The organism is Pseudomonas cannabina (genome assembly GCF_900100365.1).
Lineage (GTDB): Bacteria > Pseudomonadota > Gammaproteobacteria > Pseudomonadales > Pseudomonadaceae > Aquipseudomonas > Aquipseudomonas cannabina.
Map to the genome: position 1 here is coordinate 2093367 of NZ_FNKU01000001.1, position 16403 is coordinate 2109769.

11 protein-coding genes and 2 pseudogenes are annotated in these 16403 nt (G+C 59.6%); 2 read left to right on the plus strand and 11 right to left on the minus strand.

Annotated features, from left to right (window positions below):
• Positions 1-9: 9 nt before the first annotated feature.
• The 4 genes from BLT55_RS09735 to BLT55_RS09750 form a co-directional block, all read right to left on the minus strand.
• A complete protein-coding gene (locus BLT55_RS09735; protein ID WP_055001997.1) occupies positions 10-1836 on the minus strand; it encodes a glycoside hydrolase family 15 protein in 1827 nt (608 codons plus the stop codon).
• On the minus strand, positions 1829-2629 hold the full coding sequence (locus tag BLT55_RS09740) for an SDR family oxidoreductase (RefSeq protein ID WP_007249651.1): 801 nt from the start codon (positions 2627-2629) through the stop codon (positions 1829-1831). The genes BLT55_RS09735 and BLT55_RS09740 overlap by 8 nt, the downstream gene beginning before the upstream one ends.
• Before the next feature lie 83 nt (positions 2630-2712).
• A complete protein-coding gene (locus BLT55_RS09745) occupies positions 2713-3750 on the minus strand; it encodes an NADP(H)-dependent aldo-keto reductase (protein WP_054079626.1) in 1038 nt (345 codons plus the stop codon).
• A gap of 133 nt (positions 3751-3883) precedes the next feature.
• A complete protein-coding gene (locus tag BLT55_RS09750; protein WP_055001996.1) occupies positions 3884-5695 on the minus strand; it encodes an ABC transporter ATP-binding protein in 1812 nt (603 codons plus the stop codon).
• A gap of 87 nt (positions 5696-5782) precedes the next feature.
• Between BLT55_RS09750 and BLT55_RS09755 the strand changes: the two genes are divergently transcribed.
• Entirely contained in the window at positions 5783-6205 is a 423-nt protein-coding gene (locus BLT55_RS09755) for a DUF1810 domain-containing protein (RefSeq protein ID WP_055001995.1), read from the plus strand.
• 1525 nt (positions 6206-7730) lie between these two features.
• Here BLT55_RS09755 and BLT55_RS09770 read toward each other — a convergent pair.
• The 3 genes from BLT55_RS09770 to BLT55_RS09780 form a co-directional block, all read right to left on the minus strand.
• Complete coding sequence (locus tag BLT55_RS09770; protein WP_055001385.1) at positions 7731-8807, minus strand: DUF1615 domain-containing protein; 1077 nt, start codon at positions 8805-8807, stop codon at positions 7731-7733.
• Positions 8808-8876: 69 nt separating this feature from the next.
• Complete coding sequence (gene glsB / locus BLT55_RS09775) at positions 8877-9785, minus strand: glutaminase B (RefSeq protein ID WP_007249656.1); 909 nt, start codon at positions 9783-9785, stop codon at positions 8877-8879.
• 70 nt (positions 9786-9855) lie between these two features.
• Entirely contained in the window at positions 9856-10671 is an 816-nt protein-coding gene (locus tag BLT55_RS09780) for a class II aldolase/adducin family protein (RefSeq protein ID WP_055001384.1), read from the minus strand.
• Between the two features lie 119 nt (positions 10672-10790).
• On the opposite strand from BLT55_RS09780, the pseudogene BLT55_RS09785 reads away from it, so the two are divergent.
• Positions 10791-11111: pseudogene (locus BLT55_RS09785) on the plus strand (ABC transporter substrate-binding protein); the annotation flags it as partial.
• Positions 11112-11547: 436 nt separating this feature from the next.
• Here BLT55_RS09785 and BLT55_RS09795 read toward each other — a convergent pair.
• The 4 genes and pseudogenes from BLT55_RS09795 to BLT55_RS09810 form a co-directional block, all read right to left on the minus strand.
• Positions 11548-13951: pseudogene (locus BLT55_RS09795) on the minus strand (TonB-dependent receptor plug domain-containing protein).
• Between the two features lie 283 nt (positions 13952-14234).
• The gene (locus tag BLT55_RS09800; protein ID WP_017709122.1) at positions 14235-14636 is read right to left on the minus strand and encodes an ExbD/TolR family protein; all 402 of its coding nucleotides are present in this window, start codon (positions 14634-14636) and stop codon (positions 14235-14237) included.
• Position 14637: 1 nt separating this feature from the next.
• Complete coding sequence (locus BLT55_RS09805; protein WP_055001647.1) at positions 14638-15366, minus strand: MotA/TolQ/ExbB proton channel family protein; 729 nt, start codon at positions 15364-15366, stop codon at positions 14638-14640.
• 135 nt (positions 15367-15501) lie between these two features.
• Complete coding sequence (locus BLT55_RS09810; protein WP_055001648.1) at positions 15502-16323, minus strand: energy transducer TonB; 822 nt, start codon at positions 16321-16323, stop codon at positions 15502-15504.
• Between the last annotated feature and the right edge of the window lie 80 nt (positions 16324-16403).

The following is a 16403-nucleotide window of genomic DNA, read 5'->3' on the forward strand; positions in this document are numbered from 1 at the left end:
TCTGTGCTGTCAGGGCTGCCAGAGTGCCTGACCGCCACCCAGCTTGCGGTCGAGAAAACTGGCCGCGCTGATCAGTGCCAGGTGACTCAAAGCCTGCGGCGTGTTGCCCAGGTGGCGGGCATGGCCATCGAACTCTTCGGCGTACAGCCCCAGCGGATTGGCATAACGCAACAGTTGCTCGAATTCCAGATGCGCCTGCTCAACCCGCCCGGCACGCGCCAGACATTCGACGTACCAGAACGAGCAGGCAACGAAGGCGCCCTCGTCACCGGCAAGACCGTCATCATGGTCATCGTCGTTGCGATAGCGGAACACCATGCCGTCACGCACCAGCGTCGCTTCGATGGCATCCAGAGTCGCCAGCCATTTGGGATCGTTGGCACCGACGAAGCGCACCAACGGCATCAGCAGCATGGACGCATCCAGGTTACGGCTGCCCTTGTACTGCACGAAATGGCCGAGTTCCTCGTTCCAGAAGTTCTCCCAGATGTCGTTCTGAATCTCTTCGCGCACCTTGTTCCAGCGCTCGAACGGTCCCGACAGCGAGCGCTTGAAGGCCAGACGCAGGGCCCGGTCCAGCGCAACCCAGCACATCAGCCGCGAATGCAGAAAGTGCTGGTCGCCACCGCGCATCTCCCAGATGCCCACATCGCGGTCGCTCCAGTGCTCGCACACGTAATCGACCTGACGCACCACATGTTTCCAGCCGTCATGGGAGATCGCGTCGCCGTACTTGTTGGCCAGGTAAACGGCATCCATCAGCTCGCCGTAGATATCCAGTTGCACCTGCTCGTACGCCTCGTTGCCGATCCGCACCGGCTGGGCCCCGCCATAACCGGACAAGTGATCGAGATGCTCCTCAGGCAGTTCCGGGTGACCGTCGAGCGCGTACAGAATGCCCAGACGTTCGCCCTGCTTGCAGGCATCATCCAGCCTGCCGCGCACCCAGCTCATGAACGCGTTGGCTTCATCGGTGTAACCCAGGCGCATGAAGGCGTAGACAGTGAACGAGGCATCCCGTATCCAGGTGTAACGATAATCCCAGTTACGTTCGCCGCCTTCGGTTTCCGGCAAGCCATACGTCGCCGCTGCAACGATGCCGCCGTGCTTGCGCGAGGTCAGCAGCTTGAGCGCCAGCGCCGAACGGGTGACCATTTCACGCCAGCGGCCTTTGTATTGTGACTGCCCGGCCCAGCGCCGCCAGAACTTCAGGGTGTCGTCGAAATAGCGCGAGCACTTGCCGGCCGCGACATTCGGGTCGTCGATGCCGCCGAGGATGAACTCGATGGTCTGGCCTTTCTGCATGTGGAACTCGGCCACGGCGTCGTGCTGCTCAAGGTGCAGCGGCGTGGCAGCCGATAAACGCATGCCGGGCTGGCCTTCTGCTTCGAAACAGACATCCTCGCCGTCAAAACGCGCAGTGGTTTCAGCGCGGCTGTAATCCATCCGCACCCGGCAACGCATGCGAATCCGCGCCTCGCCAAAGCGCACCTGAACCCGGCGCACAATGCGCGGCAGGTCGTCCTGGTCTTCGCCGATCGGCATCAGGTCAGTGACTTCCACCACCGCCTGCTCGGAAATCCAGCGGGTTTGCAGAACGTTGGTGTCAGGCAGGTAAATCTGCAGCCGCCGCGCGTCCGGCAGATCGGGGGCCAGCTGAAAGATCCCGGCGTCGGTGGTGTCCAGCAGCGCAGTGAAAATCGACGGGCTGTCGAAATCCGGCCAGCAGCAGAAGTCGATGCTGCCGGTGTCGGCAATCAGCGCTGCACTGCGCATGTCGCCGATGATGCCGTGGTCTTCGATACGGTTTTGCGCTTCTTCCGGGAAATCAGCCATTGCCACGAAACTCCGGATAGAGGGTCATGCCCCCGTCGATGAACAGCGTAGTGCCATGCACGTAATCCGACGCGTCCGACGCCAGCCACAGCACGGCGTTGGCCACATCTTCCGGCTCGCCGATGCGGCCGTACGGAATCAGTTTGAGCATTTCCTTCTCTGCATCGCCCTGGCGCGCATCGGCGTTGATCGGGGTGCGAATGGCACCCGGTGCAACGCTGTTGACGCGAATTTTCAGCTCGCCGACTTCCTGAGCAATGCTGCGCATCAACAGATCGACGCCGCCCTTGGAGGCCGCGTAATTGACATGCCCTGCCCAAGGGATCAACTGGTGCACCGAGCTCATGTGGATGATCTTGCCCATCGCGCGCGAAACGTCCGGACGCATGCCCTGCTTGATGAACTGGCGCAACGCGGCTCGGGCGCAGAGAAACTGCCCGGTCAGGTTGACGTTGATCACGGTGTTCCAGTCTTCAAGGGTCATGTCGACGATAGACGCGTCTTTTTGCAGGCCCGAGTTGGCGACCAGAATGTCCAGCGCGCCAAAATGTTCGATGGTTTCGGCAAACAGCCGTTCGACGTCCTCTTCTTTCGACACATCGGCGCCAACGGCCAGGGCGCGGCCGCCAGCGGCACGAATGTCTTCAGCCAGCTTCTCGGCAGGTTCAGCCTTGGAGTTGTAATTGATGACGACTGCAGCACCGGCGTCGGCCAGCGCCCGGGCGGCACCGGCACCCAGACCGGAACTGGCCCCGGTGACGATTGCAACTTGTTGCTTGAGTGAGATATGCATGAAATTCAGCCTCGTAGTGAGCAACCTAAATGCTGACTGGCGAGGCTGAAAGTAAGTTCAGTGCAGGTTATTCATGGTTCAGGTTATGGCGCAGGGTTTGGCTGTGAGGTGTGAATGGCTTCGATCCCGGCGATCACCTCGTCGGACAAGGTGACGTCAATGCTCTTCAGGTTGATCGCCAGTTGATCCAGCTTGGTGGCACCAATGATGTTGCTGGTCACGAACGGCCGACTGGTGACGTAGGCGAGTGCCATCTGTGAGGGGTCCAGACCGTGCTCGCGGGCCAGCGCGACGTATTTGGCGGTAGCGCTGACGGCCTGCGGGTTGTTGTAACGCTGGAAGCGCTCGAACAGGGTCAGGCGGCCATCGGCCGGGCGTGCGCCATCCAGGTATTTACCCGCCAGCACACCGAACGCCAGTGGCGAATACGCCAGCAGGCCGATCTGTTCGCGAATGGCGATTTCCGCAAGACCGACTTCAAAGGTCCGATTGAGCAGGTTGTAGGGGTTCTGGATCGACACCGCACGCGGCAGATTCAGGGTGTCGGCGAGGTGCAGAAAACGCTGAGTGCCCCATGGCGTTTCGTTGGACAGGCCGAAATGGCGAATTTTGCCAGCCTTGACCAGATCGCCCAGCACAGACAGGGTTTCTTCGATCTCGACGGCCTGATCATCCGGGTCGTGGGTGTAGCCCAGCACGCCGAAGAAATTGGTCTTGCGATCCGGCCAGTGCAACTGGTACAGGTCCAGATAATCAGTGTTCAGGCGTTTGAGGCTGGCTTCCAGCGCGGCCGTGATGTTCTTGCGGTCAAGACGCGGATTGCCGTCGCGAATGTGCTCCATGCGGCCGGGGCCTGCGACCTTGCTGGCCAGTACCCAGTCACTGCGGTCGCCGTACTTCTTGAAGTACTCGCCAATGATGCTTTCAGTCTTGGTGTAGGTTTCGCCGCGTGGCGGCACCGGGTACATCTCGGCGGTATCAAGAAAGTTGACCTTGGCGTCTTTGGCCATACGAATCTGTTCGAATGCTTCATCCTGGGTGTTCTGCTCGCCCCAGGTCATGGTGCCCAGACAGATCGCGCTGACCGACAGGTCGGTTTTGCCCAATTTACGAAATTGCATCGATGTCTCCGTTTGATTAAAAAAATACGGCGTGAAACAGAGCTCCCATAAAACGCCGACTGGTCATTCACTGCAACACTTTTATCTAGGGTGTGCTCCCGTTTCGTAGCGAGCGATGAAACGGGAACAGACCCTAGCGATAGCCCTGCGCCTGAAGATCGAACAACGCGGCGTAGCGCCCTGCGGCGGCGATCAGGCTGTCATGGTCACCGCGTTCCAGCACCCGACCGTGCTCCAGCACGACGATGTGTTCGGCATTGCGCACGCTGGAAAAGCGGTGCGATATGAGCAGTGTCATGCGGCCCTTGGCGTATTCGCGAAAATGGTCGAACACGGCGGCTTCTGCGCCTGCGTCCAGCGCGGCGGTCGGCTCGTCGAGGATCAGGATGTCGGCGTCGCGGCGCATATAGGCGCGTGACAAGGCAATCTTTTGCCATTGCCCGCCAGACAGTTCCTGACCTCCTGCGAACCAGCGGCCCAATTGTGTGGCGTAACCCTTGTCGAGCTGCTCGATGAACTGCGCAGCCATGCCCTGCGCTGCGGCTTCGCGCCAGCGGGTTTCATCGTGAAACGCGTGAGTGTCGCCAACCCCCAGGTTTTCGCCGACCAGAAACTGATAGCGAATGAAATCCTGAAAAATCACGCCGATCCGCGAGCGCAGAGCGTCTTCGTCCCATTCCTGCAAGTCGCTGCCATCGAGCAGGATGCGCCCCTGATCAGGGCGGTACAGGCGGGTCAGCAGTTTGATCAACGTGGTCTTGCCCGAACCGTTTTCGCCGACCAGCGCCACACTGCGACCGGGCGCCAGGTGCAGGTCGATATGCTCGAGAGCCGGGCGGCTGGTGCCTGGATAAGTGAAGCTGACATTCTCGAAGCGCATGCCGTCGCCAGGCAACGCGCCCTGCGTCAGGCTGCCGGTCGGTGGCGTGACCGGCTGGCCTAGATAGACGTACAAGTCGGCGAGGTACAGCCCGTCCTCATACAGCCCGCTGATCGCGCTGAGGCTGCTGCTGACGGCAGCCTGACCCTGCTTGAACAGCACCAGGTACATGGTCATCTGACCGAGGGTGATTCGGCCGTGCACCGCATCGACCACCACCCACGCATAAGCCAGATAGAACGAGGCCGTGCCCAGCAGCCCTAGCAGAAATCCCCAGCCGTCGCGGCGCAGAGTCAGGCGGCGGTCCTCGGCGTAGAGTCGCTCGAAGGTCTCGCGATAGCGTTGAAGCAGCAGCGGCGCGAAGCCGAACAGCTTGACCTCCTTGATGTAACCCTCGTGGGAAAGCAGCGTTTCGATGTAATTCTGCCGACGGGTTTCCGGTGCGCGGCGCGTGAACAGGCGGAACGCATCCCCGGAGAAATGCGCCTCGGCGAAAAACACCGGCAACGCCCCCACCACCAGAATCAGCAACGCCCAAGGCGAAAAATGCACCAGCAGCACGGCGAAGCTGATCAACGAAATGAGGTTTTGCAGCAGGCCCAGTGATTTGGTCACCAGCGCCAGCGGTCGGGTCGACGCTTCGCGGCGGACGCGCACCAGCTTGTCGTAGAACTCCGAGTCCTCGAACTGCGACAGCGAGAGCGTCTGGGCTTTCTCCAGAATCAAGGTATTGACCTTCTGCCCCAACAGCACTCGCAGCAACGCCTGTTGTACCGACAAGGCGCGCTGAGCCCCGGCCAGCAAGGCCAATACGCCCGCTTCGAACAGGACGTAACGCAGCACCGGCCACAACGGTGCTTCACCGGCGCTGGCATGCAATTGCATCGCCGCGACCACGGCGTCGACGATGCGCTGCCCGAGCCAGGCGGCCAGCGCGGGCAACAGGCCAGCAACGAGCGTGGCCAGGATCAAGCCGACGGACAGCGCGCGGGAGGTGGTCCAGACCAGGTGCATGGACCGCAGGGCCTGCTGCATGAAAACGGTGAAGCGCTTGAAGACGGGCATACGCAAAAAACTCTGGAGACAGGTCGAACCCCCGTGTCGGGTGGCCATCATACGACCACAGGTTCGTTAAAAAACAGGAAGCTCATCATGAACGATGTTTACAACCTGCAACGCTTTGTCACCGCTCAGCAGCCGGTGTTCCAACAGGTGTTGACGGAGCTTGAGGCCGGGCTTAAACGCAGCCATTGGATGTGGTTCGTGTTTCCGCAGATTCAGGGGCTGGGCCACAGTGATATGGCGCAACGTTTTGCCATCAGCGATCTTGATGAAGCGCGGGCCTATCTGCAACATCCGTTGCTCGGCGCCCGTCTGGAGCAGTGCGCCGGTGTCATCGCGCCTCAGGTAGAACGTACTGCGCAGCAGATGTTCGGTTCGCCGGATGATATGAAGTTGCGCTCGAGTATGACTCTGTTCGCCATCGCTGCGCCTGACAGGTCGATGTTTCAGGAGGTGCTGGACAGGTTTTTCGAGGGTGAGCGGGATGCGATGACGGTGAGGCTCCTTTCGTGACATTGCGTGTCACACAGCGGTTCTGCGATGTCAGCACCATAGTGGTTGAAAAAGCACATCAAAAGCATTGATTATCGTGCCGACGCTCCGCGTGGGCATGCAGTTCGTGACGCTGTGCGTCACACAGCGGTTTTGCGATGTCAGTGATGCTTGTTTCTGGCTCAGGTCACCTTTGCGCCCCCCGGGCGAACAGCATCAGGCGGAATATCGATACTTGTGGGAGTGAGCTTGCTCACGAAGACGCTGGTCCAAACATCCTATTCTTGGACTGTACCGAACTTTTCTCCGCATCACACGGCGGCTCTGCGGTGGAAGTGATGTTTGTTTCTGACTCAGGTCACCTTTGCGCCCTTACGGCGCCCTACTTTGAGGGACCAAAGTAGGCAAAGTCCCGGCTCCGTTTCCGGCCCGACTTCGTCGGGTTCCTTCGCCCTGACACTGATCCGGGGGCCGCCGCAACGGGCCATCCATGGCCCGAATGCGGCTTGCTCGGCGTCCTGCCTCGCATCCCCCGGATCAGTGTCAGGACTCAGCCGTCACTTACGTCGCAATCTGCGTTGTCAGTGCCATCGTGATAAAAAGCGCTTCGATTATCGTGCGACGCTCCGCGTCGCATGCAGTTCTGGACGCTCTGCGTCCGATCTTGAGTGTGCGGTGCAGGTCGGGGATGTTCCGCGTCACTCAGCAGTTCTGCGATGTCAGTGATGGTTGTTTACGGCTCAGGTCACCTTTGCGCCCTTACGGCGCCCTACTTTGAGGGACCAAAGTAGGCAAAGTCCCAGCTCCGTTTCCGGCCCGACTTCGTCGGGTTCCTTCGCCCTGACACTGATCCGGGGGCCGCCGCAACGGGCCATCCATGGCCCGAATGCGGCTTGCTCGGCGTCCTGCCTCGCATCCCCCGGATCAGTGTCAGGACTCAGCCATCACTTACGTCGCAATCTGCGTTGTCAGTGCCATCGTGATAAAAAGCGCTTCGATTATCGTGCGACGCTCTGCGTCGCATGCAGTTCTGGACGCTCTGCGTCCGATCTTGAGTGTGCGGTGCAGATCGGGGACGTTCCGCGTCACTCAGCGGTTCTGCGATGTCAGTGATGGTTGTTTACGGCTCAGGTCACCTTTGCGCCCTTACGGCACCCTACTTTGAGGGACCAAAGTAGGCAAAGTCCCAGCTCCGTTTCCGGCCCGACTTCGTCGGGTTCCTTCGCCCTGACACCGATCCGGGGGTCGCTGCAACGGGCCATCCATGGCCCGGTGCAGCTTGCTCGGCGTCCTGCCTCGCATCCCCCGGATCAGCGCCAGGACTCAGCCGTCACTTACGTCGCAATCTGCGTTGTCAGTGCCATCGTGATAAAAAGCGCTTCGATTATCGTGCGACGCTCCGCGTCGCATGCAGTTCTGGACGCTCTGCGTCCGATCTTGAGTGTGCGGTGCAGGTCGGTGACGCTCTGCGTCACACAGCGGTTCTGCGATGTCAGTGGTGTTGCATTCCGACGCTGAAGCGAGAGAGGGCAGCATCTGCGCTCACTCAAACGCCCTTCGGCGCACGCAGTACGCAGCGTTCGCGACGGTCGTCCACGCGTTCGGCGAACCAGGCGGTGGTGAGGTTGCGGGTGATTTTCGGGCTTTTCAGGGTGATGCCGGGCAGGATGGCGCGTGGCAAAGGCTTGCCCGCTGTTTTGTCGGCCATCGCAAACACTTTGCGGTACAGATCGGTTTCCTCGAATTCCAGCGTGTCGCCTTGCTTGAGCTGGTTCCATATCTGCGATTTGTTCATGCCCAGCCGGTCAGCCAGCGTGCGCACGGCGAGCTCGGTGGCGCCGGGTGAGGTGGAGTCGAAACGGATCAGGTCGCCATCAAGTGCCAACTCGATGCCGGTCGCGCGGCTCACGGCTTGTTGAAACGCCGCATTGCGGCTGGCGTACCAACCGGCGTTGAAGTCGGCAAAGCGGTACAGCGACTGGGTATAACTCACCGGGTAGCCCAACAAGTGGGCGATGCCGAAATACATGCCGCCGCGACGGGTAAACACTTCGCGTCGGATGGAGCCATCAACCGGGTAGGGATAATCCTCGGCGTGCTTTTCGGCGAAGGCAATCGCAACCTGCATCGGCCCGCCGGTCTGGACCGGGTTGAAGTTGCCGAACAACACCTGGCCCAGAGGCACCATGCCGATGAAGTCGTCGAAAATGGCGCTCAGGTCTTTCTCGGTGTGGGCCGAGTCGAGTCGTTTGCCGTAGGTTTTGCCGTCCGGCGAACGCACTCGCAGCGCGGTGGCGATGAGCGCGTTGGGGATGTGCAGTCGCGCAGCACGCCGATCAATTTCCGCGCGGGCGATCCGGCCCATGTTCGGCACTGCCGGATCGACCTGAAAGGTGGATTCCTGCTCGGTCACGGCCAGCACCGAACAGATGTTTTCAGTGGTCAACGGAATTTTCTGCGCGGCAAACGCGGCCTGAATATCGGTTGCCCACGCCTGCCGGTCACTGACATCGGCCGGCATCAGCCGCACGATCTGTGCGCGCGCCTGCTGCGGGCTCAGTTCAGGCTCTTCGAAGCGCTGGCTTGCACAACCTGCAAGCAACAGCAGCCCGACGCTCATCATGAGTGACCTGCACACCCTGCTCTTCAATCCGTGACTCCTGATCATCTGCGCTCCAGAGCACTTCTTACTTCAAAAGACTGACCAGTCAATCCTCGCACTGAGTTTTTCCAGCGCAGCCATACCGACCAGAGAATTACCGGCCGCGTTCAACTCCGGGGACCATACACATACCGAAAAACGCTCCGGAACGATAGCCACAATTCCGCCGCCTACCCCACTCTTGCCGGGCAGACCGACCCGATAGGCGAAGTTGCCGGCCTCGTCGTAGAGACCACTGGTGGCCATGATCGAATTGACCTGGGTCGTCTGGCGAGCGCTGAGAATCTGCTCGCCACTGTGGGCGCAAAAACCCTGATTGGCCAGAAAGCCGAAGGCACGAGCCAGATCGATGCAGCTCATGCTCAATGCGCAATGGTGGAAATAGCTGCGCAGCACGTCTTCCACATCGCCATGGAAATTGTCGAAAGACTTCATCAGATAGGCTGCCGCGGCGTTGCGGGAGCGATGCTGGTATTCGGACTCGGCGACTTTGGAATCGGAAGTGATGCCAGGGTTGCCACACAGGCGCCTGACGAAATCGCGCATCGACAACGAAGGTGCGGCAAAACGTGCCTGGTTGATGTCGCAGATCACCAGCGCGCCGGCATTGATGAACGGGTTGCGCGGCCTGCCCCGCTCGAACTCGAGCTGCACCAGCGAATTGAACGGCTGGCCGGAAGGCTCGTGACCGAGACGCTGCCAGATGTCCTCACCGGAATGGCCGATGGCCTGCACCAGGCTGAATACCTTGGAAATACTCTGGATGGAAAACAGCGTTTCGGCATCCCCGGCACTGAACATCTGGCCGTCGTTGCCATAGACGGCGATGCCCAGTTGATCGGGCCTGACGCCGCCCAGCGCCGGTATGTAATCGGCCACTTTGCCCTGACCGATCAAAGGCCTTACTTCATCGAGGATTTCGTTCAGCAGGTCTTGCATGTATGCGCCCCTTGTTTTGGGTGCGCACACTACACCAACCTTTGCTGCCTCGCATCACTGCATTGCAGACTCAGTCCCGGTAATCGGTGCCGTTGCGCTCCAGCTCGCGAATCAACGCATTCCAGTGCCGTGCGACACCCGGACCGTGTCCGTCCTTGATGACTTTGGCCTGTTCCTCGACTTTGGCGATCACTTCCTGCGGAGGAAACACCAGCTCGGCATTGCCCGCTGATTGCGCGGCGATCTGGATATTGCAGGCATATTCAAGTGCGTGAAGTTGCTGAAAGGCATGCTCTACGCTCACGCCACCGGTCAGCAAGCCATGATTGCGCAGGATCATCACGCTCTTGTCACCCAGGTCGGCGACCAGTCGTTCGCGCTCGCTCAGGTCCAGCGCGATGTCTTCGTAGCCGTGATAGGCCACGCGCCCGGAAAAGGCAATGGAATGCTGGGAAATCGGCAGCAAGCCGTTTTTCTGTGCCGACACGGCAATGCCGTCGCGCGTGTGCGTGTGCAACACGGCTTGCAGGTCGTGGCGCGCAGCGTGAATGGCGCTGTGAATCACGTACCCGGCGTAGTTGATACCCAGCCCGGTGGGGTCATCGACAATCGTGCCGTCGATATCGACCTTGACCAGATTCGACGCGGTGATTTCATCGAACAGCAGCCCGAACGCATTAATCAGAAAATGCTCGTCCGGCCCCGGCACGCGTGCCGAGAAGTGCGTGTAGATGTGATCGGTCCAGCGCTTGAGCGCGGCCAGTCGATAAGCCGCTGCCAGTTTGACCCGGACTTCCCATTCTTGCGGCGAAACCCGGTCGCGCACACTGCCGCCACCTGACGGCGTGATATCGGGCTGGATCGGCAAAGCGCTGACGTTGCTCATGGTGTTGCTCCTGAAAGACTGCAAACGATCAACAAGACTAGGCGCATCACAAATCAATTAAAAAGCACATTTACTTCTAAGCTAATTATAAAAAACAAGAATATTAGGATGGCTTGGCGTCGCGTTACTTGAAATTTGCCGCAGCTAAACTGTGCGGCGATAAGGAATATGCCCGGCTGGACATGTTCACCTTGAGCCTGCCGCACATGGATAAGGACATCGGCGTCGCGGCCGACATTTACCTGCGTGTCACCAAGGCAAAGATCGTCCGTGCCGAACGGCTCAAGATCATCGATCAGCCAGAGTTCCAGTTCACTATCACGCCGAAGAATACTTACCCGCTGACGGAGTTCCTGCATCGCGTGAGTGCTATCAAGAACAAGCCGGCCTCGTGGAGGGATTACTTCTTTCAGGATGCCACGCCGCTGCAGGGCAGTTGAGAAGGAAACACAGAGCCTAGCGTCACAAAGCTCTCCGATTCAGTGAGCTTCCGGCCCGACTTGAGTCACCTTTTCGCCCCTCGGCGACCTACTTTGATGAGGCCAAAGCAGGCAAAGCCCGCAGCTCCGTTTCCGGCCCGACTTCGTCGGGTTCCTTCGTCCTGAAACTGATCCGGGGGTCGCCGCAACGGGCCATCCATGGCCCGAATGCGGCTTGCTCGGCGTCCTGCCGAGCATCCCCCGGATCAGCGCCAGGACTCAGCCGTCACTTACGTCGCAATCTGCGTCGTCAGTGCCATCGCGACAAAAAAGCGCTTTCATTTATGTGCAGCAACTATGAGCAAGGCATGCCGTTGTATTGCAGCACATAGGTGATGCGGAGCGTCACGAGCTGTAGGCCGACACGGAATGGAAATGACGTCAGCGGCAAATCAAATTACCAGTTATACGTCACTTTCCCATAGTAAAACGCCCCGCTGTAGCCGTAAGGCGAGAAGGTGCTGTACGCCAGGTTGCCGCCGCTGGAGGCGAAGGCGTTGAGTTTCTCCGGGTATTTGTCGGTGACGTTGTCGCCACCGAGGGTGAAGACCCAGTTCTTGAGTTTGTAATCCGCTGCGAGGTCGAGCAGCCAGGCAGCGCTGAAGGTCTGGTCGTTGACCTTGTCGGCCTGGTAGCTGGTGAACTCGCCGTAGCGCACCAGGTTGGAATGCAGCGCCCAGTTACCGAACGTAAGATCGTTGCCCAACGTCAGTTTGTGCTGCGGAGTGGTGTCGCCCAGCAGACCGATACGCTCGCGGCGATCCACCCGAACCAGATTCACCCCCAACTGATCGAGAATTGCCGGGTTGGCTTTCACGTCGGTGACTTTGGTGTGGTTGTAGTTGTAGCCCACCATGCTGTTCCAGCGCACACCGTTGTCGAACTGGTAGCGATAATTGACGACCAGATCGACGCCATCGGTGCTGGTATCGGTAGCGTTAGTGAAGTAGCGGGCGCTGGTGTAGTTGATATCGCCTACGCCGTTACTGCGCAGGTAATTGATGGCCGCATTATTGAGCACCAGATTGGACGACAGCGAAATACGGTCGCGGATGTCGATGTGATAAACGTCGGCGGTCACGGTCAGGCTGTCCAGTGGTTGCAACACCAGCCCCAGGCTGTAGTTGCGCGACTTTTCGGGTTTCAGGTCGTCTGCGCCCAACAACTGCGCGACGTTGCTGCCAGCCGGGAATGTCCCCGCTTCCTGAATGGTGCTGCCAATCAACTGTGACGAGGTAAAGGTAAAGTTCTGCTGCGCCAGCGATGGCGCGCGAAAGCCCGTCGATACGCTGCCGCGCAAGGCCACCTGCGGGGTGAAATCATAGCGCGCCGACAGCGAACCGCTGAGGTTTGAGCCGAAATCGCTGTAGTCCTCATGGCGAACGGCCGCCGACACACCAAGCTTGTCAGTCAGGTTGGTTTCCACGTCCAGATACTGGGCGAAGTTATGCCTCGAGTAACTGCCCGCGTCGGCAGCGCGAAAACCGCCCAGCCCCGGAACTGCCGGTCTGGAAGTACGACTCCGCCTGCCCTGCCTCGATCTGATAACCCTGGCGCAGGTATTCAGCCCCGAACGCGACCGACAGCGGATAAGGCAGCCACGTTGCGTTGAACTCCCGCGACAGGTCCAGGCTCAGTTGCTTCTGATCGTTGGTCAGCGTGCCGTTATCGAACGAGCGCGGCGTGTTCAGGCCCAATGACGTATTAATGGTTTTGGTGCGCAACTCATAAGAGTTCTTGCCATAGTTGGCGGACAGGTCGTAATGCCAGTCATCCGCCAGCTCACCGCGCAGTCCGGCAACAAATGTAGTGTCTTCCAGCGTGCCGTGAATCAGCGGCAGGTAACCGTTTGGATAAATCGCCGCAATGTTGTTGGACGCATTGCTCGGCCGATAAAACGCAGCGGTCTCGCCACGACGCTTGCTGTAGCCACCGAAGCTGTAGAACTCCGCCGCCTCATTGAAGCTGTACTCGGCGTTGTACTGCAACTTGCCCTCTTCGGTTTGCGGTTCGCCTTGCCGAAATACCTGCTGACCATAGGTCGTGGAGCCCACGCTGGACGCTCTGAAATCATCACCGGCACGGTTGGTGTAATCGTTATTGGCGCCTTCACCCGATAGGTTCAACGTGCCATTGTCGCCCAGCGCGAAACCGGTATTACCCGCGACCTGACGCTGAATGCCATCGCCCTTCTTGTATTGCCCGTATTTGCTGGAGACCGAACCGCCATGATCGGCGCTTTTGAGGATGATGTTGATCACCCCGGCAATCGCATCCGACCCGTAGCGTGCCGAAGCACCGTCGCGCAGCACTTCGATGTGGTCAATCGCCGAGAGTGGAATCGCATTCAGGTCGGCGGGTGCCGAACCGCGCCCCACGGCGCCACCGAGGTTGACGAAGGCCGAGGTGTGGCGGCGCTTGCCATTGACCAGCACCAGCACCTGATCCGGCGACAAGCCGCGCAATTGTGCCGGTCGGGTCAGTTCGGCACCGTCCACCAGGCTCGGGCGGGGAAAGTTGATCGACGGGATGAGCCGCGCCAGCACCGTGCCCAGTTCGCTGGAGCCGGAACTGCGCAGGCTGTCACCGGAGATCACATCGATGGGCGACAGTGACGCGCTGGCAGTGCGTTCCTGTGCGCGGGTGCCAGTGACGATCACCGTGCCCAGTGTGGACGCGCCCTGATCGCTTCGTTCATCTGCTGCTTCTGCTGCGTATGCGCTTGCACTGATACCGGCAATGCTCAGCAAATTGGCTGAAAAAATCGCCGTTGCCAGTGCGTTTCGTTTGAAGTTCCCCATACCACTACCCCTTGAAAATCCCTGATCCAGAAACTGATGTTCTGGTTACAACGAGCGATCCGTGCGGCGGACGGTGGCGATCATTACAGTGTGTGATTGGTAGTCCGGTAGCCCGATGCAATATAGCTTAATGGCATTGATTAAAAGATTTAAATACTAATAAGGCATAAGCATCTACATTTGTGTCACGCCGGAAACACCCTCGAAGGTCACACAAAAAAAGGCCGCACCTGCCTGAGGATGCGGCCCAAAACGGTTGATACGGTATGAGTGTAAAAGCCGGTTATTTAGCGGTGATCACCGACAACTTAGTGATACCCGCGCGTTCGATCGACGCCATGGCTCGCGCCACTTCGCCGTAGTTCACGCCATTGTCCGCCTGCAATTGCACGCGTACATCCGGGGCTTTTTGCTTGGCCGCCTTGAGGTTGGTCTCCAGCAGGTCCGGCTGGATTTCATCCTTGTTGATGAACAGCTTGCCCTGCCCGTCGATACTCACCACCAGAGGGTCTTTCTGCTCTACCGGTGCGACGGACTCGGTCTTGGGCAGGTTGATCGGGATCGAGTTGGTGAGCAGCGGCGCGGTAACGATGAACACCACCAGCAGCACCAGCATTACGTCCACCAGCGGCGTGACGTTGATCTCGCTCAGCACTTCATCCGTGTCTTGAGTAGAAAAGGCCATTTCAGGACGCCTCCTTCACTTTCTGACCGGCCTGCGCGCCGGCAGCAGTGGATTTCAGAACCGGATGCAACAGCACGCGGAATGCACTCTTCTGCGCCAGGCTGTAGAAATCATGGGCAAAGTCATCCAGATCGGCGGCGGTCAGTTTCAGGCGCCGCAGGAAATAGTTGTAGACCAGCACCGCAGGCACCGCGACGGCAATACCGACACCGGTAGCGACCAGCGCAGCGCCGATGGGGCTCGCCACTGTTTCAAGGCTTGCTGAACCGGCGGCGCTGATTCCCTTGAGTGCTGACATGATGCCCCAGACCGTGCCGAACAGGCCGATGAAGGGCGAGGTGCTGCCGATACTTGCGAGGATCGCCAGACCGGTTTCCAGCGAACGGCGCTCGCGAACAATCTGTTGGCGCAGGGCACGTTCAAGACGGTCCTGATGATTGATCGACTGGCTGAGGTCGTTGGCCTGGGCACCATCCGGTACCTGAATCGCAGCGTAACCGGCCAACGCAACCCGTGCAGCCGCGCCCGGTTGTTCATGAGCCAACTGGGCGGCGGAATCGAGGCTTGATGCCGCCCAGAATTGCTTGTGGAACTTACGGTCCTGAGCTTTCAGGCGTGAGAACTGCACCCCCTTGAGCAGCGCAAGACCCCAGGTGGCAACGGAGAAGATCACCAGCAGCCAGATGACTGCGTGTTCGATGGATTCAAAAGGCGAAGCAATCAGGTTCATGGCGCAGCTCTCTCTATGAACAAAGTCTGAACGGGGCGTTGGGTGTGTCGCGATGCGCCTTTTGTTCAGGTAGCTCGCCGGTTCAATCGAATGTCGTGGTTATCGGAACTTGAAGCGTTATTTGATTTTGAAAGCTTATTTGATCTTGAAATCAATCGGCACACTGACCCAGCCATCCTGGGCGACATCGCCCTGTTTGGCGGGGATAAAACTCCAGCGTTTCACCGCGGCCAGCGCGGCCTCATCCAGTTGATCGCGCCCGCTGCTTTTCTGTATCTGAATCTCGCCGGGTTTGCCGCTGGCCAGCACGTGAACGCGTAACAACACAGTGCCTTCCCAGCCGCGACGCATCGCCAGCGACGGGTATTCCGGTGCCGGATTGCGCAGGTAGCCCGCGCTGGCCGATGCCGGGGTCACCGGTTTCGGCGCAGGCGGTGCGGGTGGCGCCGGGGCCGCAACCGGTGGTGCAGGGACAGGAGGAGCCGGTGGCTGCTCAACGGGCTTGACGACAGGCTTGACCACCGGTTTAGGCGGCTGGGGCTTGGGTTTGGGAATCGGTTTGGGCGGTGGCGGCTTGACGGCCAGCTCGTCCTCGACAGGAGGCGGCGGCTCGACCACCGGCGGCACGACAGGCTCGGGCGGTGGTGGCGGTGTTTCCACAACGGGCGGCGCGGGCTGGGAAAACTCGATGGTCATCGGCGGAATTTCCGGCGGCACGACCGGCAGTGCAGGCGTCGGGTTCTGGCTCAGCCAGTAGATAACCGCGCCGTGGAACACCAGTGCCAGCGCCCCGAACAGAACGGCTTCGCGTCGCCCGAGGATCGGTTTGGGGGTGCTGTGCAAGCGCGACAACGCCAACGGCCCATGGAAAGGACGCCCCAGATCAACCAGCTCGCCGCTCGGCGTCTGGCGCCGTTGCACGTCATATGCGCTGGCTGCGGTCTGGACATTGCCCATTGATACACTCCTGCATTTTCATGATAAAAATCCAGGTTCTGTTGGTATCAGTCATCTTTCCAAATTTGATATGGCAAGGC

What these genes read in the sequence shown, in the direction of transcription:
- BLT55_RS09735 (WP_055001997.1), bottom strand. Translation starts at nt 1,836, where the DNA reads ATGGCTGATTTCCCGGAAGAAGCGCAAAACCGTATCGAAGACCACGGC.
- BLT55_RS09740 (WP_007249651.1), bottom strand. Translation starts at nt 2,629, where the DNA reads ATGCATATCTCACTCAAGCAACAAGTTGCAATCGTCACCGGGGCCAGT.
- BLT55_RS09745 (WP_054079626.1), bottom strand. Translation starts at nt 3,750, where the DNA reads ATGCAATTTCGTAAATTGGGCAAAACCGACCTGTCGGTCAGCGCGATC.
- BLT55_RS09750 (WP_055001996.1), bottom strand. Translation starts at nt 5,695, where the DNA reads ATGCCCGTCTTCAAGCGCTTCACCGTTTTCATGCAGCAGGCCCTGCGG.
- BLT55_RS09755 (WP_055001995.1), top strand. Translation starts at nt 5,783, where the DNA reads ATGAACGATGTTTACAACCTGCAACGCTTTGTCACCGCTCAGCAGCCG.
- BLT55_RS09770 (WP_055001385.1), bottom strand. Translation starts at nt 8,807, where the DNA reads ATGATGAGCGTCGGGCTGCTGTTGCTTGCAGGTTGTGCAAGCCAGCGC.
- glsB (WP_007249656.1), bottom strand. Translation starts at nt 9,785, where the DNA reads ATGCAAGACCTGCTGAACGAAATCCTCGATGAAGTAAGGCCTTTGATC.
- BLT55_RS09780 (WP_055001384.1), bottom strand. Translation starts at nt 10,671, where the DNA reads ATGAGCAACGTCAGCGCTTTGCCGATCCAGCCCGATATCACGCCGTCA.
- BLT55_RS09800 (WP_017709122.1), bottom strand. Translation starts at nt 14,636, where the DNA reads ATGGCCTTTTCTACTCAAGACACGGATGAAGTGCTGAGCGAGATCAAC.
- BLT55_RS09805 (WP_055001647.1), bottom strand. Translation starts at nt 15,366, where the DNA reads ATGAACCTGATTGCTTCGCCTTTTGAATCCATCGAACACGCAGTCATC.
- BLT55_RS09810 (WP_055001648.1), bottom strand. Translation starts at nt 16,323, where the DNA reads ATGGGCAATGTCCAGACCGCAGCCAGCGCATATGACGTGCAACGGCGC.